21 protein-coding genes are annotated in these 21,817 nt (G+C 37.6%); 4 read left to right on the top strand and 17 right to left on the bottom strand.

All coding sequences use genetic code 11. The features are described from left to right. Positions 1 to 584: 584 nt before the first annotated feature. The 4 genes from ACEQZT_RS02520 to ACEQZT_RS02535 are packed head-to-tail and all read right to left on the bottom strand — an operon-like array spanning position 585 to position 4,867. Positions 585 to 1,568 (bottom strand): AAA family ATPase, encoded by a 984-nt coding sequence (locus tag ACEQZT_RS02520; RefSeq protein WP_370086908.1) that lies wholly within the window; start codon positions 1,566 to 1,568, stop codon positions 585 to 587. Next, positions 1,565 to 2,185, bottom strand: coding sequence for a nicotinamide riboside transporter PnuC (gene pnuC, locus ACEQZT_RS02525; RefSeq protein ID WP_370086910.1), 621 nt, complete (start codon positions 2,183 to 2,185; stop codon positions 1,565 to 1,567). The genes ACEQZT_RS02520 and pnuC overlap by 4 nt, the downstream gene beginning before the upstream one ends. After that, on the bottom strand, positions 2,185 to 4,185 hold the full coding sequence (locus ACEQZT_RS02530) for a TonB-dependent receptor (RefSeq protein WP_370086912.1): 2,001 nt from the start codon (positions 4,183 to 4,185) through the stop codon (positions 2,185 to 2,187). The genes pnuC and ACEQZT_RS02530 overlap by 1 nt, the downstream gene beginning before the upstream one ends. Positions 4,186 to 4,189: 4 nt before the next feature. Beyond that, positions 4,190 to 4,867: an NUDIX domain-containing protein gene (locus ACEQZT_RS02535; RefSeq protein ID WP_370086914.1), complete on the bottom strand. Its 678-nt coding sequence runs from the start codon at positions 4,865 to 4,867 to the stop codon at positions 4,190 to 4,192. 102 nt (positions 4,868 to 4,969) lie between these two features. On the opposite strand from ACEQZT_RS02535, the gene ACEQZT_RS02540 reads away from it, so the two are divergent. From ACEQZT_RS02540 to ACEQZT_RS02550, 3 genes are read left to right on the top strand one after another with little or no spacing between them, the layout of a single operon-like run. Then, positions 4,970 to 6,424 (top strand): nicotinate phosphoribosyltransferase, encoded by a 1,455-nt coding sequence (locus ACEQZT_RS02540; RefSeq protein WP_370086916.1) that lies wholly within the window; start codon positions 4,970 to 4,972, stop codon positions 6,422 to 6,424. Next, the gene (locus ACEQZT_RS02545) at positions 6,411 to 6,800 is read left to right on the top strand and encodes a hypothetical protein (RefSeq protein ID WP_370086917.1); all 390 of its coding nucleotides are present in this window, start codon (positions 6,411 to 6,413) and stop codon (positions 6,798 to 6,800) included. The genes ACEQZT_RS02540 and ACEQZT_RS02545 overlap by 14 nt, the downstream gene beginning before the upstream one ends. Beyond that, positions 6,775 to 7,536 (top strand): phosphoribosyltransferase family protein, encoded by a 762-nt coding sequence (locus ACEQZT_RS02550; RefSeq protein WP_370086919.1) that lies wholly within the window; start codon positions 6,775 to 6,777, stop codon positions 7,534 to 7,536. Before ACEQZT_RS02545 ends, ACEQZT_RS02550 begins: the two co-directional genes overlap by 26 nt. Before the next feature lie 1,131 nt (positions 7,537 to 8,667). Here the strand turns inward: ACEQZT_RS02550 and ACEQZT_RS02555 are convergent. The 7 genes from ACEQZT_RS02555 to ACEQZT_RS02585 form a co-directional block, all read right to left on the bottom strand. Next, on the bottom strand, positions 8,668 to 9,495 hold the full coding sequence (locus ACEQZT_RS02555) for a tetratricopeptide repeat protein (protein ID WP_370086921.1): 828 nt from the start codon (positions 9,493 to 9,495) through the stop codon (positions 8,668 to 8,670). A 337-nt stretch (positions 9,496 to 9,832) separates the two neighbouring features. Continuing rightward, a complete protein-coding gene (locus ACEQZT_RS02560; protein WP_370086923.1) occupies positions 9,833 to 10,444 on the bottom strand; it encodes an HD domain-containing protein in 612 nt (203 codons plus the stop codon). A gap of 36 nt (positions 10,445 to 10,480) precedes the next feature. Continuing rightward, positions 10,481 to 11,161, bottom strand: coding sequence for a sterol desaturase family protein (locus ACEQZT_RS02565; protein WP_370086925.1), 681 nt, complete (start codon positions 11,159 to 11,161; stop codon positions 10,481 to 10,483). Between the two features lie 18 nt (positions 11,162 to 11,179). Further along, entirely contained in the window at positions 11,180 to 14,317 is a 3,138-nt protein-coding gene (locus ACEQZT_RS02570) for an efflux RND transporter permease subunit (RefSeq protein ID WP_370086927.1), read from the bottom strand. Between the two features lie 6 nt (positions 14,318 to 14,323). Then, positions 14,324 to 15,376 carry an efflux RND transporter periplasmic adaptor subunit gene (locus ACEQZT_RS02575; protein WP_370086928.1) on the bottom strand — a complete coding sequence of 351 codons (1,053 nt, stop codon included), beginning with the start codon at positions 15,374 to 15,376 and terminating at the stop codon, positions 14,324 to 14,326. An 8-nt stretch (positions 15,377 to 15,384) separates the two neighbouring features. Next, the gene (locus tag ACEQZT_RS02580) at positions 15,385 to 16,728 is read right to left on the bottom strand and encodes a TolC family protein (protein WP_370086929.1); all 1,344 of its coding nucleotides are present in this window, start codon (positions 16,726 to 16,728) and stop codon (positions 15,385 to 15,387) included. A gap of 5 nt (positions 16,729 to 16,733) precedes the next feature. Next, positions 16,734 to 17,198 carry a GbsR/MarR family transcriptional regulator gene (locus ACEQZT_RS02585; RefSeq protein ID WP_370086931.1) on the bottom strand — a complete coding sequence of 155 codons (465 nt, stop codon included), beginning with the start codon at positions 17,196 to 17,198 and terminating at the stop codon, positions 16,734 to 16,736. 77 nt (positions 17,199 to 17,275) lie between these two features. On the opposite strand from ACEQZT_RS02585, the gene ACEQZT_RS02590 reads away from it, so the two are divergent. Beyond that, positions 17,276 to 17,842, top strand: a complete 567-nt coding sequence (locus ACEQZT_RS02590) for a TetR/AcrR family transcriptional regulator (protein WP_370086933.1) — start codon at positions 17,276 to 17,278, stop codon at positions 17,840 to 17,842. A 143-nt stretch (positions 17,843 to 17,985) separates the two neighbouring features. Here the strand turns inward: ACEQZT_RS02590 and ACEQZT_RS02595 are convergent, their stop codons facing one another. The 6 genes from ACEQZT_RS02595 to ACEQZT_RS02620 all read right to left on the bottom strand — a co-directional run bounded on the left by ACEQZT_RS02595 (position 17,986) and on the right by ACEQZT_RS02620 (position 21,774). After that, on the bottom strand, positions 17,986 to 18,417 hold the full coding sequence (locus tag ACEQZT_RS02595) for a PaaI family thioesterase (protein ID WP_370086935.1): 432 nt from the start codon (positions 18,415 to 18,417) through the stop codon (positions 17,986 to 17,988). Positions 18,418 to 18,494: 77 nt separating this feature from the next. Then, positions 18,495 to 19,358 carry a dioxygenase gene (locus tag ACEQZT_RS02600; RefSeq protein WP_372530123.1) on the bottom strand — a complete coding sequence of 288 codons (864 nt, stop codon included), beginning with the start codon at positions 19,356 to 19,358 and terminating at the stop codon, positions 18,495 to 18,497. A 49-nt stretch (positions 19,359 to 19,407) separates the two neighbouring features. Further along, the gene (locus tag ACEQZT_RS02605; RefSeq protein WP_370086939.1) at positions 19,408 to 19,854 is read right to left on the bottom strand and encodes a MarR family winged helix-turn-helix transcriptional regulator; all 447 of its coding nucleotides are present in this window, start codon (positions 19,852 to 19,854) and stop codon (positions 19,408 to 19,410) included. A 20-nt stretch (positions 19,855 to 19,874) separates the two neighbouring features. After that, positions 19,875 to 20,354 carry a phospholipase gene (locus tag ACEQZT_RS02610; protein ID WP_370086941.1) on the bottom strand — a complete coding sequence of 160 codons (480 nt, stop codon included), beginning with the start codon at positions 20,352 to 20,354 and terminating at the stop codon, positions 19,875 to 19,877. Positions 20,355 to 20,433: 79 nt separating this feature from the next. Continuing rightward, complete coding sequence (locus tag ACEQZT_RS02615) at positions 20,434 to 21,090, bottom strand: NAD(P)-dependent oxidoreductase (RefSeq protein ID WP_370086943.1); 657 nt, start codon at positions 21,088 to 21,090, stop codon at positions 20,434 to 20,436. 54 nt (positions 21,091 to 21,144) lie between these two features. Further along, entirely contained in the window at positions 21,145 to 21,774 is a 630-nt protein-coding gene (locus tag ACEQZT_RS02620) for a YceI family protein (protein ID WP_372530124.1), read from the bottom strand. Positions 21,775 to 21,817 lie beyond the last annotated feature (43 nt).

Consider the following 21,817-nt stretch of genomic DNA (forward strand, 5'->3'; position numbering starts at 1 on the left):
ATAGCCACTGATGCCGCTGAACTAAATAGTCTATAATCATGCATAATAAAATAATATAAAAAGTGAACCCCCGATAACCACACCAGGGAATGCGGTTTAACCCGGAAGGTCTGACGTAAAAGCAAGGGGCAAGGCTGGTTTTGGTGCGGTTGGTTTTAGCGATGGCTAAAGAGCCTTGATTCATTCCTGCCTGACGGCAGGCAGGTTACCCTTGTCATTTCCTGAAAGAGCAACCGGAACTTTGCTTTTCTTATGGGGAATACCCAGGTATTATATTATGTTAAGTAGGATCGTCAATCAAAAAGGCGGGTGGGTTGCCAAAACACCGGGCCAGTGTCGGCCATCATTATATAATCAAGCGGTACGATAATCGTCAAACAACCACACAGCAATAAACTACAGCTTTGTTATATAATGGCCTGCGTTATGTTAATATAGCTTTGGGTTCAGGGGCGGGATTAATAGTTTAGGGAAGGCCTTTTTCGTCCTTATAAGCAGTCACATCATTTCTTGGTATTAACGAGCACTCTTTCAGCTTTATAGAGGTGGGATAGAGTAGAGGTGAAAGATGAATGTGTGCGGCATTAGAAACGATTCACTAATTCTTCAACAAGCTCATAAGCTTTCTGATTTCTTTCTTCATAAGTACCGGTCAGTTCCTCAAATTCAACTCCAAAATGCCTTAAGGTATCACGGTGCGAAATATCGAGTTTATTCCTTTCATTCTCATCAAGTCTCGTACCGTCCTGAATGTATGGAACGTTCTTATTGAGGTACAAATACAAGTCAGCTCTATTACGATTATAGATTGACTGTGGGAAATCTAGATACTCACCAAATGTGTGTTTGGCATAAGACTGAGTAATATGAATATCAGTATCTACAATTATTAGTGGCTGCAATTGGCTAGTTTCAACGTTAATATTCTGGGCATGACCTTCGGCTATTTGTCTGAGCTGATCTACAGAGAAGCTCTTAGAATCTGGAATTACATCTCGCCCTAATTCATGGACCACAGATGACTTAAATCGATTTGAAAGATGATCAGTGAGTGTACTTTTCCCAACAGATTCGGTTCCAAGTATGGTGACTTTCTTTTGGAAATAAAGCTTCACACTATGGGGTAAAAATTGCCAATTTTCATAGAGTGATTCTCTTAAATCAGAACCAGAGATTGAAACCTTACTTCTGACATTGTCAAAGGGTATATGATGGACTTCCATGCACTCAGCAACATATTCTCCATAAGGCTCAGAAGTAAATAAAATGCTCATATCAGGAAGTAACCTGGAAAACTCCTTTGCCCACACCTTCGAAATGTCTCTAGAAGATTCTGATGTATTTGGAAGTACAGATTCGTCATAGTTATAAACAGATACTTTTATCTTAGGATTAGTCAAAAAGGTTTCGGATATCCATTGTGATCTAACTGCGCTGGATATAGATTCCTTAGAACTTGCACATACTAAAACCGTAAGTTCATCACATTTGCTTGCTCCAAATTCAATTAGAGCTTTATGACCCAAATGAAAGGGCAAGAATTTTCCAAAAACAAAGCCTTTAGTCATAGTTTGTTCCTCCAATTTCTCAATCCTACGACACAAATAATGAGGAATATGAAGTATTCGATTGCGACCAAATGAATACCCTTAAGAAGATATAGAACAACTGAAATAATGTCTACGATAATCCACAGCACCCAAGTTTCGATAATCTTTCTAGAAAGTAGCACGGTAGCGACAATGCTACTCATGGTTGTCAGTGCATCCCAATATGGATAAGACGCAGGTTGTGAGAATATTTCAGAAAAATACAAGTGAACTTTACTTATCAAATAGCCACTCATAAGGGTAGTAATGACAAGAATTAGTAAGATTCTAAATCGCCACTTTTTTGATAGATTGGTTATGCTTCTTGAGCCATTTTGATTCTTCCAATAATACCATCCATAAATTGTAACACCGAAAAAATAGACCTGGAGGTACATATCTGAGTAAAGTTGTACCTGATAAAAAAGAATGAAGAATGCTACCTCATTAATTATTCCTGTAGGCCATGTAAGAATATTTGCTCTGGCGGCTAGAATTACGGATATAAATCCGAATAGGGTACCTATAAGCTCAATGTAACTAAGGTCGTATCCTAATATTGTAAAGGCGATATTTTCGATATCAAAGAGACTCATCAAAAACTGTATGTAATTAGGCCATAATAGTTCCTTGGTGCTTGAACAAACAGCTTTCGTGAACCGTCAAAATCCACATATCCATTATTGAAATACTGAGTGTTAGTTAGATTATTTATGAAAGCTGAAAACTTAAATCTATTTAGCTTGTATGAAGCACGTGCATTAAGTAACATGTAATCATTAACCTCATTTTCATTAGCGAAATCAATGTAAGAGCTACTTTGATATCTGTATTCCAAGGCAACTTCGAACTTATTTTTGGAGTACATTATATCCTGATTTAGGATTACTGATGGAGTCAAAATCGGCTTAAAAGTTTCTGACTGTTGTTTGATTTCACTGTCGTTAAATGAAAGGTTTGTTTCAAGGACAAATGAGTTGATTTCTTTAGTAAAGAAGTTCAATTCAATACCTCGTCTAAAACTCTTGTCAACATTGCTGTTCAATGCTAATCCATTTGGTCCAAACTGGCCATTTAGGACTATTTCATTGTCAAAGCTCATATGGAACAAATTCACTGATAAAGAACCAAACTGCTTGTTAAGTCTTAGTCCTAGTTCATGGTCAATAACATGCTCTGGGTCTACAATGAATAGGATGGGATCATTGTTTTCATCTGATTGAAGGTCGTCCCATCCACCGAAAATATCCGTTCTGGTAGGTTCTCTTCCTGTTCTACCAACACTATAGTAAGCCTCAACATCATTTGAGGGCATGAAAGTTATCCCTGCAATTGGATTGAAAAAATTCCAAGACATTTTATCAAGTTCAACCGATCCTTGATAATCAAAAGATGTATAGCGGTATTGTAGGTCGGTAAAGATTAATAGTATAGGACTTAAATCGATGCTCAATTTGCCAAAGGCACTGTATTCATCTTTATATCCTGTGTTCTCATATAGCTGTCCTGCAGATCTTTCGCTACCTAAATGATCTCGAGCATAGTTATTTACATGAATACCAACAGTTAAATCAAGTCGTTCAGTTCTATAATTCAGGTTTGAAAGAATACCTATGAAATGAGACTTAAGAGCATAATTGAGCATCTCATCCGTTGATGGAAATCCAAGGAAATTGTTCAGATCAAAATCATAGTTGCCCTTAAGGAAATTATAATAGATACTTGAGCTAACAAGAATATTATCATTAGGAACATACTGATGTTGAATCTGGGTATGGGATTGAGTGAACTCATCATCTTCATTGGTATTAGCATTTGATCTTGGATCGAGTTCAATTTCTGATTCTGATACACCGAGCCATGCTAATTCATTTTGTTGATTACCAGCAAATCCAATCAGTTTAAACTTATTCTTCTTGCCATATACACCAGCGGCATAAAATATTGATTTTGAGTCATTTGAAGATCGGTATTTATAGCCATCAGAGTGAAAATTAGTGGCTCTCAAATAAATAGACTTGTTATCGTACCTAGACTTATGTTCTCCAAATAACCTGTATGACCCAAAGGAACCATAGCCAGCACCAAAATTTGTTGAAGAAGATTCATCAAATAATCTGGGCGAACTAAAATCTATACTTCCCGCATAACTTGCAGATCCATTTTTGGTAGTGCCAGTACCTCTTTGGATTTGGATACTACTGACAGAATTGAGAAAGTCAGGATAATTGGAAAAATAAGCTCCCTGATCTTCTGGTTCATTTAAAGGAACACCATCTAGGGTCATGTTTACCCTGGTTTGATCAATTCCTCTAAGTCTGAAATATGAGTAACCCTGATAACTTCCAGCATCAGAATAGACAGTAATAGATGGTGCAGAACTTAGAATAAATGATGGCTCTTGACCGATATTCTTTGATTCAAGAAGTTCAATTGACAAGTTCTGAAAGGATAGGGGGTCGCTCTTCTTTGCTAGATAGGTTTCAGAAATAGTCACCTCTTCTAATTCATAAGTAAGTGAGTCAACCTTTTTCTGTGCGTAAGCTTCAACAAAAACTAAAATGGATAAAAATGATAAGGTTAAGTTTTTAATCATACTATCAAATTTCAAAATGCATTCCTCTTTTTACTAACCTTTCATAATTCTTCTTATTGAATCGGAAAAGGCTTGCTGGTCTACCAGCTCCTTTAAGTTTCACTTTCTCGTTTAACTCTTCCAAAATATCGAGATGCATGATTTTCTTCTTAAAGTTTCTTCTATCTATCGGCCGGTCAAGTAATGAGGTGTATAGATGCTCTAAATCCGAAAAAGGAAACTTTTTATCTAACAATTCAAAACCAATTGGCTGGTAGGTGATTTTAGCTCTCAATCGGTCAATTGCCATTCCAATAATATCAGCATGGTCAAATGAAAGCTTAGGTAAATCTTTGATGTTGAACCACTTGGCCTCACTTGCATCAGTTGTGGCAGAAAGCTTTTTAAACTTTGATGATTTTACTAGTCCAAAATAGGCCACAGAGACTACCCTTTGTCTGGGGTCGCGATTTAGTTCCCCAAACGTATAGAGCTGTTCTAAATAGCTAATTGAAATACCCGTTTCCTCTATTAACTCCCGCTCAACAGCTTGCTCAAGCGTCTCATTTTGTAAGACAAATCCACCTGGCAATGCCCAATCACCTTTAAATGGAGAAAATTTTCTTTTAATTAGTAATATTGAAATACCATACTCCTTATCATACCCGAAAACAACTGCATCAACAGCTAGCTTTATTTCCATAAGAATCACATCTATTAGTGTAAAAATAACACAAATAATTTTTAATATTGAAACTGCATGTTTTTATTTGCGTAATAAATACACAAATAAAACAATTGAAATATGAACGGATTACTTTTAACAGACGGTTATAAAACAGGTCATCACTTCCAATATCCAAGAGGTACAGAAGAAGTTTACTCAAATTGGACACCAAGAAGCGCTAAATATGCCCCAAAGGGAATCGATAAAGTTGTTTCTTTTGGTCAGCAGTACGTTATGAGATGGTTGCATGATTATTTCAAAGAGAACTTCTTCTCCAAGCCAAAAGAATTAATCTGCAATGAAATTAAGAATGAACTATCAACCTACCTAAATGCAGATTATGATGTAACTCACTTTGAGCAACTTCATGATCTTCAGTATTTACCGATTAGAGTAAAATCTATTGATGAAGGAGAAGAAGTTCCTATCCGAGTGCCTATGGTTACGGTGGTAAATACCAAGCCTGAGTTTTACTGGATTACGAACTTCCTTGAAACCATTTTCTCCGCGATGCTATGGCAGCCTATGACATCAGCTTCTATTGCGATAAAGTATAAAAGAATTTTTAAAAAATGGGCGCTTGCTACTGACCAGAATAACTTGGCTATTATTGATTTTCAAGGTCATGATTTTTCCATGAGAGGAATGGGAGGATTATCCAGCGCGTTAGCGTCTGGCATGGGACATGCTGCTGTTTTTTTAGGATCTGACACACTTCCTGTAATCGGAGGTATGAGAAAGTACTATAATGCAGACGGGTTCGTAGTTGGTTCTGTTAACGCCACCGAGCATAGTGTTATGTGCGCTGGCACTAAAGAGGATGAGCTTGGTACCTTTCGTGAATTAATAGAAAAATATCCAAATGGAATTTTATCTGTGGTTAGTGATACATGGGATCTCTGGAAAGTCATCACATCGTATCTGCCTACCTTGAAGGAAGAAATTTTAGCAAGGGATGGTAAGTTGGTCATCAGACCAGATAGCGGTGATCCTGTTGATATAATTTGCGGTATTAACAGAGAAATAAGTGATGGTACACCACCTCAAAAAGGAGTTGTTGAATTACTTTGGGATGTTTTTGGAGGAACTGTTAATGAGCAAGGATTTAAGGTGTTAGACCCTCATATTGGTGCTATTTATGGAGATAGCATCACTACAGAAAGAGCCGAAGAAATTTGCCAAAGACTCTATGACAAGGGATTTGCTTCTACCAATGTGGTGCTTGGGATTGGTTCCTTTACGTATCAGTTTAACACAAGGGATACGTTTGGATTTGCTATGAAAGCCACTTCAGTAGTTGTAAACGGAGAAAGGCGTGAAATATTTAAAGATCCTATTACGGATGATGGAGTGAAGAAATCAGCAAGGGGATTACTAAAGGTCGAAAAACTGAATGGGAGTTTTTCATTGATTGATCAAGTAAGTGAAGAAGATGAATCTGCTGGAGAATTGAAAATAATCTATGAAGATGGCAGGTTTCTCAATGAGGTTTCTTTGCAAGAAATAAGAAATAGAATCAATGGATGTATTTGAATATGATTACTATAATCGTTTGAGAAATGATTATTTGAAGCATAAAAGTTTATTTGTTGCTTATGATTATGATAACACTGTTTATGACTTTCACGGTCATGGTATATCGTATGAGAAGATCATCGAGTTATTACGCGAATGTAAGTCTCTAGGCTTCACTATGATATTGTTTACGGGGAATGAAGGGGAGAAACTCAATGCAATTCTAGAGGATTTGAAACGTAGGGAAATACCCTTTGATCTAATCAATGAAAATCCGTTGATGAAAACTAGAAAACCCTATTACAACATTTTGCTAGATGACAGAGCAGGATTGAAAGAGTCATATAAACATCTTAAGAAACTAGTCGATGAAATACGAAACGAAAAAATATAAAGACGGGCAGGTCACATCAAAAATTTTGGAATTTGGTGATTTGGTTGTGACTTGCCGAGGAAACAGTTACGAAGATCTGTTTAGTGTTGCTTCAATTAAAGAAGCGTGGGATAGATTGGATTACAATGGTCACTACTCTGAACTAAATATCATGTCACTAATTGGGCAGAGATCAGATCGTAGGTTTAATGAAGGAGAATCTTTTGACTTAAAAGTCATCAGTAACTTCATTAATGGCATGGACTTTAAGCAAGTGAATATTCTACATCCGCATAGTTCTGTGACTCTTGCCTTAATTCATAATAGTGAATCTATTTCACATTTTGAATTTGTAAAAAAAACTTATGAAAAACTAAATCATCCATTGCTTATAAGTCCTGATGCCGGTGCTTATAAAACAACTCATGAAATTGCTGAAAAACTAAATGCAGACTTAATCCCATCTAATAAAGTTAGAGTTAATGGGGAACCAAAGATTCAAATTCAAGGGAATCTTGACTCTAAGGACTGTTTGATTGTTGATGATATTGCGGATGGAGGTCGAACATTCGAGTATTTAGCTAAGGAATTAAAGAGGCAGGGCGCAAATAAGGTATTTCTTTATGTAACACATGGCCAATTTAATTATGGGTTTGATGAATTGAGAGAATCAATAGATCATATATACTGTACCAACAGCTTTAGGGATATTGAGGATGATTTTGTAACTCAATACAAAATTGAGGGATTGAGCTAAAAAAGTGACTTGTGAATTCAACTTTACTCATGATCATTATTATGTTAAATAGACTTTTATCTTTCCAGGCGGGCTGGCAAGGCAAAATACCGGGGGTGCGATGGGTTGTGTGTTGGGAGTGATTATTTTGCCTAGATTTTTGCATACTTTTCATCAATGGAAAAGTATGAGCCCAGCGGCTTGAGCGATTAAGCGAACACAGATAAAAGAGTGATGACCTGTGAGCTATTCTAATTCGTTTACAAGCGTCTGTGAGATCCTTCGATAAACTCAGGATGACAGACGCATGGTGAGCTGTGCCAAAACAAAGCATTGGCCTGCAAGTGTTTTACAGGCAAATTCCTAATCGCCGAGAATGGGGTATTTGAAATCAATCTGACCAATCGTACAGATAACTAAAAATAGAACGATCACTTTGCCTGGAAATCTCTTGTATTTGGGCTGGTGAGTGAGCCATAGCTCACAAGCGGGTGGGAAACTATTAATAGCCGTTTGGTCAGGGCAAAGGTGCGTGATGGAATTGTGCGCTGGCCGAGCGGCTATTTAATATAACGTCTAATTATATAACACCTTGGCTAGAAGCACAATCTGAAAATTTAAACTTTAGAAGCTCTACACGTCAATACTAGCCGGCCTTGATGCCGGCTTAACATAATATCATTATATAATCGAAATAGAACCAATCATGGCTCCATACAAAAGTTCTGCAAAATTCGCAGTTGAATAAATTCAAGTTAGCCCCGTCATTGGCCTCTATGGTCTATACGGGTGTGATGTATATTTGCGATTATAAAACGTACACTCTAACCACCCTTTCACACCATCAATAATATTGATCAATTAGCTTAAGATCTTGAGGTAGCTTTAAGCCCAATTTAATTTCCGTTATACTAATTGGTGAATCTATCCCCGGTTCATCATTTCTAGAATACTCACAGAGCCAAGAATCAAAACCTTGTAACTCTAATTTCATTTTCCTATTAAAGTGATTGATGACCACATACTTTCCGTTCTTAGCTTTTCTATAGAATAGCATGGCGTCTTGGCTAAAGTCATCGTTTTCGTCCACTCTATTGGCATATCCTCTTAACCTATAAAGTGTCTCCGAGATGTGATTACTGCTCATTAATTTCATATCCTCTTAATAAAATCTTGGACAATTTTTGAAGACAAAATCTCTTTATTTCTATTCCAATACTCATATGCTTCGTGAACAGAACCTATAGGTACACCTTCTGGAACAAAGTTTGGCTCACCAGGTATTCTGTATGGCATTGGCTTATTGCGACCATTTTCAATTATAATTTGAGGAAGGTGTTTGTTAGAAGCTAATGCCTCATTGACATTCTCTAGTGCTAAATCCTTATTGTTAGTAAGAACGTCAACTAAAACTCTTCCATAGGTAAACTCTATTGAAGTGTCATAGTGCATTTCAAGAAATTCACGGCCTTTTTCCAAATTTCGTTCATGCAGATAGCATTCAAAAATAAGGTACCTCACTCCTTGATTATCTCCTGGATTTTTTATCAAAACATCATGATAAAGGTCAATCGCTTGATGATATTCATTCCTGTCCTGGTATTCTAAGCCTAAAACATGGCACGACCTTAGATACTGTCGGTTTTCCAAGATCGACCATTTTAGCATATCTTGTTTGTGGTCAAATTCTTTAGGAAAAGAAGCTCTCCCAATTTGGTATCCTTCTTTCGCAGTTTCAAAACTCTTATCTCTCAAATTGAGGTTTTTGTAGGCAATACTTAAATGATTATGAGCATCAATGAAATACGGGAATCGGGTTGCTAATTCAGACAAAATCTCTGCGGATTTTTTAGTATCTACATCTAGCAGTTCTATAGCTTGCCAGTATCTATCCTGCACATCCTCAGATTCAATATCTTCAGGAAAAATAAACTGCCATAAGCCGTCTAGCATTTCAGCAACAATCGGTTGTGTGGCCATTTAGTAAAAATATGAAGTAGAGGATTAAATTCAATTCTATGTATAGAATCGTTCTTTCCTATCGTTCGCTTTATTATCTAAGGAGATGAGTCTCTATATGTAAGTTTCACAAAGAAAGGATCAAAAATACCTTAACCTACCAGCCTTTTCCATAAGGATCAAATCCTCACACTTCTCCATTTCATACATATATATAAAGTCTGGAGTTATTTCCAAATTCGCAATAGGATCAATAATAGTACATACATGCTGACTAATGATCTATTAATTTGGATTAATATTTAATTCCTCACATGTCTTGAAAATTGCTCATGAATTTGTGAAAAGTTTAAAAAACTCATTTTTCCTTTGAAGACAAATCAAAAAGTTTCTTTTTCATATGTCCTATATGGATTCTAAGGATTGGTTCGAATTTTATTTTTGCAGGCTCAGTCAAGAATCTTAGGTGACTCAAAAAAGAAATCTGCAATTCTAACCATTCACGTTCTGAATATTTAGATCCAAGTAAGTATTCCCACTCTTTTCTTAGTGCCTTGGCTCTCCTCTCCATATCTAAAGTTCCGATATGACTCAAATCTGCATCATGAAGGATTTCTTCCATTGTGGTTAAGCATGGTGAAGTTAGTTTTGTTGAAAGAATCAAGGATTTAACTGTTTCAATTTCTTCCTTTGCCACATCTCTAATTTCTAGAAACTCAGCTGCAATCCTTGCACTCATTTCTTCATGATTGGTGTAGCTTTTGACATGCCCAGTGTCGTGAAAATAAGCCGCCACTTTCAAGATTGACAAATCCTTTTCTGAAAGACCACATTGTTTACCTAATTCCATTGACACTTTTACAACTTCCTGCGTATGATTCCAATTATGAAATAGGTATTTGTGGTCTAAACTAATAAGCAGTTCATTTGTATATTGTTTGACTTCTATTATGGTTGACTCAGAAATCATTGTTAAAACACGGTCAATTTCCTTTCTAAATCTTCTTCAATATTGATTACTTGTAGTTCTATTTTTTAATTCATTTTTATCAAATTTGCATACAGTGGTTTTACGGCCTTCCTTTGGCATAGTTCGAAATATAATATCCCATAATGGTGTGCTTACACCGAAAGCACGATCGTGTTGTTGATAATGATGTATATTATGATGTTTCCACCAGAAATTAAATCTACTGGGCACAGGTAATCGATGGATCATTGTGTGTATCCACATGTAAACTGAGTATCCTATAACAAATCCCGGACTGAAGATGAGTGCTTCATGACCGAGGATAACATAAAACAAACAAAAAAAGAATCCAGCTATAACAAGTGAAGGTACTGGAGGTAAAACAGTTTTGCTTTTGTCATTGGGGTAGGCATGATGGATGCCATGAAACATATAATGAAATCCTGTGTCATAGCTTGCATCTTTAATTTTATGATAAATAAAGCGATGAAGTAAATATTCAGCAAATGTCCATGAAAACAGTCCAGATAAGAAGTAGATGATTATCAAATCAATTCTCGCATTAAACTCACTATAATATATAAACACAGCTACAGCAGATAGCAATAGATACATAGTGAAAATCAGGGCTGGATGGGACCATGTTAATGCATTTAAAATCTTGCTCCTGAACAAGCTAGGTGCTTTTTGATTGGGATATATTACTGCTTCTTTCATTCCATCTATCTTTTAAGTTTACGTTTGAGTCGCATTCAGCTCAGTGGTATATTTCTCTTTTCTCTCCGTCAATCCTAATTTTTCTACCAGTCTATCAGCAATCAAATAGACAACTGGGACGACCACAAGGCTTAAGAGCATTGAACTGGAAAGACCCCCGATAATTGCCCATCCAAGGCCATTTTTCCACTCAGCTCCAGCTCCACTGGCGAGAGCTATTGGCAATACACCAAATACCAGGGCAATGGTCGTCATCAATATCGGTCTTAAGCGCGCTTTAGTTGCTTCTATCAAAGCGTCTCGTGTATTAGAGCCACTTTCTTTGGCTTGATTAGCAAAGTCAACCACCAAAATGGCATTTTTAGCTACAAGGCCAATTAATACAATGATCCCCAAGATGGAAAAGATATTCAGTGTTTGTTTTGCGAGCGCCAGGGCTAGGAGTGCTCCAACGATGGCTACAGGTATGGAAAAAAGAATGACCAACGGATAGATATAATTATCGTATAAGGCCACAAGAATTAGATATACCAGGATTATTGAGAAAAGAAAAGCAGAACCTAAAGCCCCGAACGATTGTGATTGCCTTTTCAAATCACCATCAAATGAATACGTTACTCCTGGAGGTAGATCCTTATTATCAATGATGTCCTGTAATTCCTGACCAACAGCCCCTGCTGGAATACCTATTATCTTAGAAGATAGTTTGACCGAGTTGATCCGGTCTTTTCGTTCCAGCCTTGATGGACCTACCGTATCAGAAACAACTGCAAACTGATCGAGTGTTACCGGCTGATTATACCTATTAATAAATATCAAGGATTCTACATCTCTAACTTTTCTCCTATCAAATTCATTCAGTTTCACATTAATGTCATATTCATAGTTTCCATCTTTATAGGCTGCATCAGTGTTTCCAGAAAAGGCTACTTGCATGGTAGCACCAACGGTACCCAAATCCAATCCCAGGCTAGCCATTTTGTCTCTGTCTATATCCACTTTTACTTCTGGTGTTCCCTCTCTAATACTCAATTCAAGTTCTGTAGTACCCGCTACTTTTGCCAAGTCATTTTTTATGTCATTAGCAAGCTTCATCAGCTGATCCAGGTCCGGTCCGGCAAAGATCACTTGTATTGGCGCTTCAGTAGCTGTACCTAGTATACTTGTAGGCGATGAATAGACAATAATTCCTGGTATATCTTCCTGAAGCATGAGCTTGACTTGCTTTGAAAATACGGTTGCTGATACATCACGCTGATCATAAGGAACCATCTTTACATTGATCTCAGCTTCATTTGGTATAGCCTGGGTTCCACCAAAACCCTGACTGGTCTGACCAACAGTGGTGAAGGTACTCACCACCTCTGGTAATTTTGAAATCAGGTTCTCAGCAGTCCTTGTTGTAAGGTTGGTTTTTTCCACCGAAGCGTTTTTCGGGAGCTCAATGCGAATCACAAACTCGCCTCGATCTCCTTGTGTAATGAACTCGCCACCAATGAATCCAAATCCAACAAGCAAAAAGGATCCAATTAACAATCCCCCAGTGACAATAAGTGTGATTGTCTTGTTGTTCATTGATTGAATCAAAACCCTGTTAATCCATCCACCAAAAGAGTCTATAACACCTTCAAAAGTCCTGTTAAACCGAGCTGCGAGACCATTAGGATTGAAGCTTTCTATTTTAGCAAAACGAGAGGTTAGCAGGGGAATAATTGTGAATGCCACCAAAAGGCTCAATAGCGTGGCTACAACGATCACCAGAGAGAAGTTCGTCAATATCGGGGATATAAGAGATTCTACCAGTGCAAGCGGTAAGAAAACCACAACAATCACAAGTGTGATGGAAGTGACTGTAAACCCAATCTCTTTCACCCCGTCAAAAGAAGCCCTGATCCGGTTTTTGCCCATCTCCATATGCCTGTATATATTTTCTATAACAACAATGGCATCATCCACAAGAATACCCACCACTAAGGATAGTGCCAGAAGGGTCATCAGATTTAGCGTAAAGCCGGCAAGGTACATCGCAGTAAAAGTGGCAACAAGGGAAATCGGCACAGCTATCATTACAATAATAGCATTCCTTATACTGTGCAAAAACAAAAACATGACTATGGCTACAAGAATGACTGCTATGTACAGATCGTGTATTACACTATCTGCTGCTTCAAGTGTAAATTCTGATTGATCTTGGGCAATGTTAAATTTGAGGCCTTCCTCACTGTATATTTCTTCCAGCTCCTGGATTTTATCTCGTACAAGCTCACTAACCGCTACGGCATTTGCATCTGTTTGCTTGGTGAGGAGTATTCCTATTGAGTTTTCAAGATTAAAGCGTGCTACCTTTTCCACCTTGACTTTTCCGTCCACTACCTCGCCTATATCTTTAACCCTTATCTCTGCTCCACTTGGTAAAGAACCAATGACTAAATTTCTTATTTCTTCCAGGTCTTGATATTTACCTGAAAGCCGTATGGTTCGCTGCTCTTCATTGGTTTCTATTTTCCCGGTTGGAAAATCAAGATTTGATACTTCAATCATTTGTACCAACTGTAAAATGGAAAGGTTGTATGCTTTTAGCCTTTCCCTGTCAATATTGACTTTGATTTCCCTCTCTTCTCCACCTACTAATTGTACCTGAGCCATGCCGTCTATCCTTGAAAGCTCGGGAACTATTCGTTGATCTACAAGATCAAAAAATGCCGAAGGGACCAAGTTGCTTGCTGTACTGGCCAGGCTAATAATTGGCAAGTCATCAATTGAAAATTTTGATAACGAAGGTTGATCAGCATCCTCCGGAAGTTGAGATATGATTCCGTTGACCTTACGCTGAGCTTCCTGTAGCGCCAAATCTACATCTGCGTCTGTAGTGAGCTCAACCGTGACAATTGAAACAGACTCTAGCGAAGTAGAACTGATAGATTCCACATTTTCCATGGAGGAAAGTACATCTTCAATTTTCTCAGAAACTGATGTTTTCACTTCGCTGGGAGCCGCACCTGGATAAGTGGTAGTGATGGTAACAATGGGTTGAGTAAACTTGGGGAGAAGCTCATAGCCTAAAAGCGAATAAGAGACTAAACCCAGCAATGTAAGTACTATAAAAACCACAACAGGTGCTGTGGATCGTTTTATTGATATTTCAGTGATTTTCATAATGAGCTATTCTTTAATCCCAACTTTAGCACCATCTGTTAAATTAATTTGACCGGAGATAATAACTAAGTCTCCTTCATTAATGCCGGAGACTATTTCTATGTAGTTGTCATTTCTTTGGCCAATCACGATTTTCTTCAATACCGCTGTGCTGTCCTGATAAATATAGACCTGTGGGTTTTCAATGCTACCTGCAAGGACATTTCGATTTAAGGCTAATGCCTCACTCGTTTGAATATTGAAATGGGCAGTCCCAAACATTCCAGTCTTTAAATTCTTTGATGCATTTGTAATTTTAATTTCTACTGGAAATGTAAGGGCCTCTGAACTTCTGACTCCAATTCTGCTTACTGTCCCTTCAAATTCATTACCACTCATCGCTTGTATTGTAATAGTAACAGACATGCCCAATTCCACCTGCTGTATGCGATTTTCAGAAACCATTACCACCATTTTCATCCTGTCTACATCTACAATGTCAAAAAGTGGATCTCCACCTCGCACATAACTTCCCTTTTCAATGTATCTTTTGTCATTTATTCCTGAAAATGGCGCTCTAATAAATGTGTCATTATAAGCCTTTTCTGCTGAAATCAAATCAGTCTTGGCCTTTACGTAAGCCAGCTGAATATTATCCAAGTCCTGCTGGCTAATTCCACCAGCTTCAAATAGGTTCTCAATACGTTTCTTTTCTTTTCCTATTTTCTCAAAATTGGCCTTCGCTAAATCCAAAGCTGCTTTTATAGTTTGGTCATCAAGTCTGGCAAGTACCTGGTTTGATTTTATATATGTACCATCTTCAATCTGTATTGATTCAATAACCCCGGGCATTTCTGATGAAACAGTAACTTCTTTGTTCGGAATCAGGTTACCATTTACCTGAAAGCTCCTCTCAATCGTTCTTTTTCTCAATGGCTCTACACTCACCGGAATGAAGTCTGGTTTTATCTGGGCCAATTTCACTTCCTCTTTCATTTCTTCTTTGTTGCTCTTCAGTATAAAGGCAACCAGAGCAATCAGGGCTAGGAATATTATTGAGTTAATTATTATCTTTTTCATATTTTTAATTAATAAGATTCGAGGAGTTTACCTGTTGATTTGAGTATTTCTATTTCTGATATTTTCACTTGAAGAAGTGCTGCTGAGTAGTTGAGCTGAGCGGTAGTAAGTGCAGTCTCTGCACTCAATAAGTCTGTCAGGTCGGACAACCCTTCTTCATAACTTTTCTGAGAAAGGTCATAGACCTTTTGTGCCAGATCAACACTTGTTTTTCTCGTCTCAAGGGTGGATAAACTCTGATTGAGTTTATTCTGAGCATTGGCATAGTCGACACTATATTGTTCTCTTGTAAATTCGATGGACTCCTCAACCTGCTCTTTTTTCAGTTGGGATTGCATGCTTTGGGCACTTCTCCTAAAACCATCAAAAAGTGACAGCTTAAGACTGAGCCCAATGGATGAAACGTCATACCAGTTGGTAGTTGCATCCGAACCCGAAAATAGCGCATCGTTACTTATGCCATTGTAGGCATAGTTGGCAAAAAAACTCAGCTTAGGGAAATACCCTGATTGAAAATTTATTTTTTCCAGTTCGTATAGTCTCTTTTGAACATTAAGTAGGTTGAGATCCGTGAGATTTTCATTAGTCATAGGCGGTACATCAACCAACTGCACTTCTTTATCTTCATCGTTTTCCAAAATGAGGATAGTCCCCTGATCCATCCCCATGATTAGCTGCAGTTGCTTTATGGTGTTTTTTCTAGTAAGGGACAGGTCGGATAGTTGTATTTCAAGGTTCATTTTAGAAACCTTGAGACGATCATGGTCAACTTGCTTGATGAAGCCCTGATCTAATTGCACTGAGGATATTTCAAGAAGTTTATTGGTCTGATCCAAATTACTTTGAAGGATATCAATATTCCTATCTAATATGGAGACATTGTAATAAAGGACTACTGCTCGGTAAACGACCTCTTCTTTGGTTTTTTTTACCCTTAAAGCATACAACTCTTCAGAGGATCTTGCAGCTTTCAAAGCAGTAAATACAGATTTATCAAAAAGAGGTTGGTTAAGCGACAATGCAATAGAGTTGTTGTAATCCAACCCTACTTCTAAGGTGCTAACCTCACCCGGATTGCCTGTAAGTTCTCCAGGCACAACCAAAACCGGAAGAAGCAGGTTATTAGTGTAATTCCCACTTGCCATTACCTGTGGTAAAGCCGTACTTCTGACTTCTTTAGTCACCTCGTAACCTATCTTTTCCTGTATCAGGCTTTTCTTGATCTCGCTGTTGTTTTCCAGCGTATATGCTACCACTTCAGGCAATGAAAAAATTTCCTGACCCGCTGCACTATTTCTGAAAACAGATAAAGCGAGTAGAATAAAAATAGTTTTATAAAAGATTTGATTCATCGATGCTATGATTGTATTGAATTTTTAGCTTCCCATTCAGAAAGAATAACGGAAAGCTTATTCTCAAAAAGTTGATATAAATCTCGAATTTCAGTGAGTTGTAAATTGCTTTCTTTTAATTTATTAGATCTGAGTTCCAATGCTTGATCCAGCACCACCCTATAGCCTTTGTATTCTTCGCTAATTGATTTTAACAATTCAATCCAGGTCTTAAAATTCAGGCGGAAGTACCTCTTACGATCACCTATATTTGTACTAGCCTCTATATATTTTTTATCAAGAAGATAGTTTATTCCGTTACTCACTGCTGATTTACTGGCTTTCAGGGTTTCTTGTATTTCATAGAAATTCATCGTTTCAGAATCAGATACCAATAGCAGAGAAAGTACCCTACTCACTATAGGGGAGAATCCTTTTTTTTCAATGAGAGCACCAGTAGTCTCAATAAACTGAGCTTTTTCTTTTTCCATGAGTTTTTTATGAAGTGCAAATATGTAATTTTTAGTTCTGAAACAGAAAAACTAACTTTATTTTATTAATTGACAGTATGAAAAAACTTAGGATTCTGGCGACAATTCGAAAATTGATTTTAGAAGAGGGTTTTGAAAATGCAAGCCTCGATCGTGTATCCGTTGAATTAGGAATTTCAAAAAAAACCATTTATAAGTACTATGATTCTAAATCAGACATACTTACTATTCTTCTAAAAAGGTTTATTGTTAAGCACATAAAATATTACGAAACCAAAATAGATTACCTAGATCCAACACAAAGAATTATTCAACTCTTCTATATGTGTAACGAAATATACATGCTTATTGACGACAAGGTTTTGAGATTTATAGCCATTTATATACCTGATGGGAAAGATGAACTCAGCACCTTTGAAAATAATTTTATTGTTTCTTCATTTGAAAAGGCAATTAGTGAGGGGGTTTCATTGCAATGTTTCAGAAGAGAGGTTGATGCACGGATTTTGGCTATAATGGCCCTGCAATTGGCTAAACTGCGATGTAGAATTCCTGAACTAAAGAAAAGTAATAAGGACTTACCTCAAATAATAGATCATTTTATTGCGGGATTAAAAAATCACCATGAGGAAATGAAAATATGATTATTATAAGTTTGTTAGCTGATCAGAAAGATTCCGAAACCCATTCTATCTGTGTACTTTTTTTACAAGAAGAGAAGAAATAGACATTGAATTTAAAAAAAATGAAAATACTTGTTCCTCCCGATTTCTCAGTCTTTTTCTAGCTATTTTGATTTTAAAACACTATAAACACATCGCGCAACAGCTATGGGATCATCTTTTTGATCTTGAAATAATTGTATATCTACTTTAACGATGGTCTTTCCATTCTTTATTACTTTGGCAGTCGCCTTTACATCCCCCTTTTTAGCGCCACGTAGATAGTCTATGCGCATGTCCACTGTATTAATTCTATCCGACATAGCACTGAGCATAGTTGCTCCGGCAATTCCCCCTGCAGTATCGGCTATGGACGCAAGTATGCCGCCATGCCATCTTTCTTGTAAAAAATCACCGATGAACTCATCTTTGAAGGGAACCTTTATTAATGCGAAACCTTCCTTTAACTCCTCTATCTGCAGTCCTAAAATCTTGTTGGCCGGCATTAAATCTTCTATTCCTTTTTTTAGAAGATCGAAAATCTCCTTTTGTTCCATTATTTAAAATTTAAAGGTTAAAACTTGGTCATTGTCATCTAGTCATGAAGGATTGAAAGGTATCAAGCTCGAACATACTACTTATCCACTTGTTCGATTATAAAACTTCTGTTACTAAACCCGGGAAGCATTTCTGAATAAGTATGTATAATTTCATCCCGACTATCAGCCAGCGCCATTGAGTAGATCAGCGGAACATAATGATCAGGTGTCGGAGCTGCTAACAGACCCAGTTTATTCGTTTCATAGTTAATGATGCTTTTCAAGTCCCTTGCATCAATTCGCTGTTTAATCCAACTGTCAAACTCCATTTCCCAACCGTATAGTTTGGTGTCTCTCCTTTGCATTTTTGCCATCGCCAATTGGAGATTATGCACCAGTGCACCGCTTCCTATAATTAACACTCCCTTTTTTCGATACTTCTTTAACTGTAATGCCAAGTCATAATGATACTGTGGTGGCTTGTAATAGTCAATACTCAACTGAAAAACAGGAACATCGGCTTTGGGAAAAAGATGCTTCAGCATGGGCCAGTTGCCATGATCAAAACCCCAGTCTGTAGTTTCATTGATAGTAGAAATATTGGAAGCTATCACTTTTGCGATTTCTGGTGCTCCCGGTGCAGGATACTTTTCGGTATAATAGTTTGCAGGGAAACCATAATAGTCATAAAGCGTTTCAGGCCATGGTGATGTATTTACGTAAGTACCATTCGTGCACCAATGAGCGGAGACGACCAAAATAGCATTTACTTTATATTTTTCCCTGATCTGCTTTCCAGTATCTCCCAAATAGGAGGTGAATGGATTCCCATAAGCTGGTATTGGTATATCCATTGGGTTTCCGTGAGATGTAAACAATACAGGTAACACTTGATCAGTACGTTTCATATCTTGGATCGACTTTGCAAATCCCTTTAACCCGTATGTGGTTGCACCCATAGTTCCTATAATTGATAGTTTTAAAAAAGTGGATCGATCCATAATAGTGTTATGACCTGATCTTGTCTAGTAGCATATTTAAATGTTGCACCTCTTGTTTGTTCAAATTAGAAAGGATGGCGTCTTCCTCTTCCTCGCAAAAAGACATTTTCTCAAGTAAATCCAAACCCTTTTGGGTAATGATTACTTCCTTTTGTCTTCGATCAATTTGACTTTCGGTACGGTTTACTAACTCTTTTTTGTGTAGCCTGTCCACAATTCTACTAGCATCGGAGTTTTTATCAACCATTCTATCTTTTATAAGTCCAATAGTGGCAGCCTTAGGATACTGGCCTTTTAGAATTCTGAGTACGTTGAACTGCGGGGTGGCTAACCCATGCTTGTTGATTAGCTTAAAAAATTTTTGTCCGATTAAACTATTGGTATAGTACAAGTTGACAAGAGCCTTGTGATACTCGTTTCTAAAGCTACTTTTTATTTCGTCTTCTAATCTCACTATAAGTCTTTTGAATCTAACTAATCATTATTCCCAATGGCGAAATTATATGATTGGGTAAGGATGATTTTGGCTACCTCCAATTCTTCATTGTTTCTGGGAGCATAAAGCATAATGAAATTTGGTGGAAGCCAACCCTTGTACACAACAGGGTGCATTTCACCCCATCCCTTGTCGATGACTTCTTTTACGTCATTTTCTGGCAGACTTAGGTGCATGCTATAATCCGGATAGGGATGAAAATGCGCGAATTCTGTACCTACCATAAACGCATTGCAGTGCTGGCAACTTTTATCATGGGGTAAGCACATAGCTTGAGCTCCGGGTACCGAAATTCTGCTTTGCTCCCTAGAGATATATGGGAGGGAAAAGGCCCATTTATTTAACTCTTCTATAAAGGTTAAATCCTCAGGCTGCTGATCTAACTGTGTATGAGGGTTCGTGGGGGTGGTTTTGGGTTTTGCTCCAGGCCTATAAGAGGTTAATTCCAATTTGTTCATAGCTTAATGTCATATTCAATTACGTAGTAAATGAAAGAAGGCAGCTCAAAAAAATCAAAATTTCTGAGCTGCCCTTATCTTAATCGTTAGAAATACTAGGGGCTTTCCTAAAATATTGCTCATCTTTTAAGATACTCAGCATAAACTTAGCTACGTCCTTTCTTCCAATTGTCATGCGAAGTTTTTTTGAACCATCTATGCTTACACGTGTTGGTTTATGTTTAAGACTATTTGTTAATCCGACAGGTCTTACAGACGTCCACTCCAGGTCGCTCTCCTTCAGGATTTTTTCCTGTTGCTCATGCCCCCTATAAGCAGTGCCTACATTGGTTTTGTTGATCAATAGTTTAAACATCCAGTTGGTTTCTTCATAGCTATCCGCCACTCCCCAGGCAGACACAGTCAATATCCTTTTAATCCCTTTCTCTTTCATTACCCTCACAATATTGGACATGGACTGTTCTAAAAGGTTCTGAGGTGAAACAACTTTTGACCAGGGATTATCAGATGCCCGTGCGATGTTTAGCGCACAAAATACAGCCTCACAACCATCAATGGTTTTCTTTACATCTTCATATTCAAGTGGTGACCCGGTTACGATGGACACCTTCTTCGAAGATAGTTTTGAAGAAGATTCGTCACGCACCAGGCAAACAGGATTATGGCCCAAAGAAACGGCTTCATCTACAAGATGAATGCCAGTTCTTCCTGTAGCTCCAAAAATTGCAACGTTCATGTTACTCTACCTTTTGATAATTGTTTTGTTTCCATATTAACTAATGATTAGATGCTATTTTTTTGTAGCTAATAGCTCGATGCGAAGCTCAATTTCATCTGCCAGGACCATGTCTCCCATTGTGTTTTTATATGAAATCCCATAGACCTGACGGTCAAAAGTCAGATTTCCGCTTGCACTTAACTTCCCTCCGTCTTCATTTATGGAAACATTCGTAACCGTCTCTTCATTTGTTACCCCTTTAATGGTCAGATCTCCGGTGATTGAACCTTCTGTGGCACTTTTTACCGTAAAACTCGATGTTGGAAAAGTCTCTACGCTAAAAAAGTCATCAGACTGAAGGTGCCCGATCAACTTTTCACGAGGAGCCATTTCATACAACGCATCATCATCTGTAGTGACCATTGATGACATGTCCACTACAAAGACACCCTCAGACACAATGCCGCCTGTAATTGTAAGTGATCCTTCTTTGAAGCTGATAGTTCCTTCATGGGCATATACGCCAATCATGCTACCCTTCCAGTTTACTAAACTGGTTGTGTCAATTGCGTAAGAAACTGAGGTGACTGTGTCTTCATTTGCTTCTTGTTGTTCCCCAGAGTCAGACGACTCATTTTTGTTTGAATTGTTACACGCAAATAGCCCTAGGATAAGTAAGCTTGCGATCAATCTGGTTTTCATTTTCATCGTTTATTGGTTTTAGATAGTTTTCAAATCATGCTAT

The sequence above is a fragment of the Ekhidna sp. genome (genome assembly GCF_964218185.1).
Lineage (GTDB): Bacteria > Bacteroidota > Bacteroidia > Cytophagales > Cyclobacteriaceae > Ekhidna.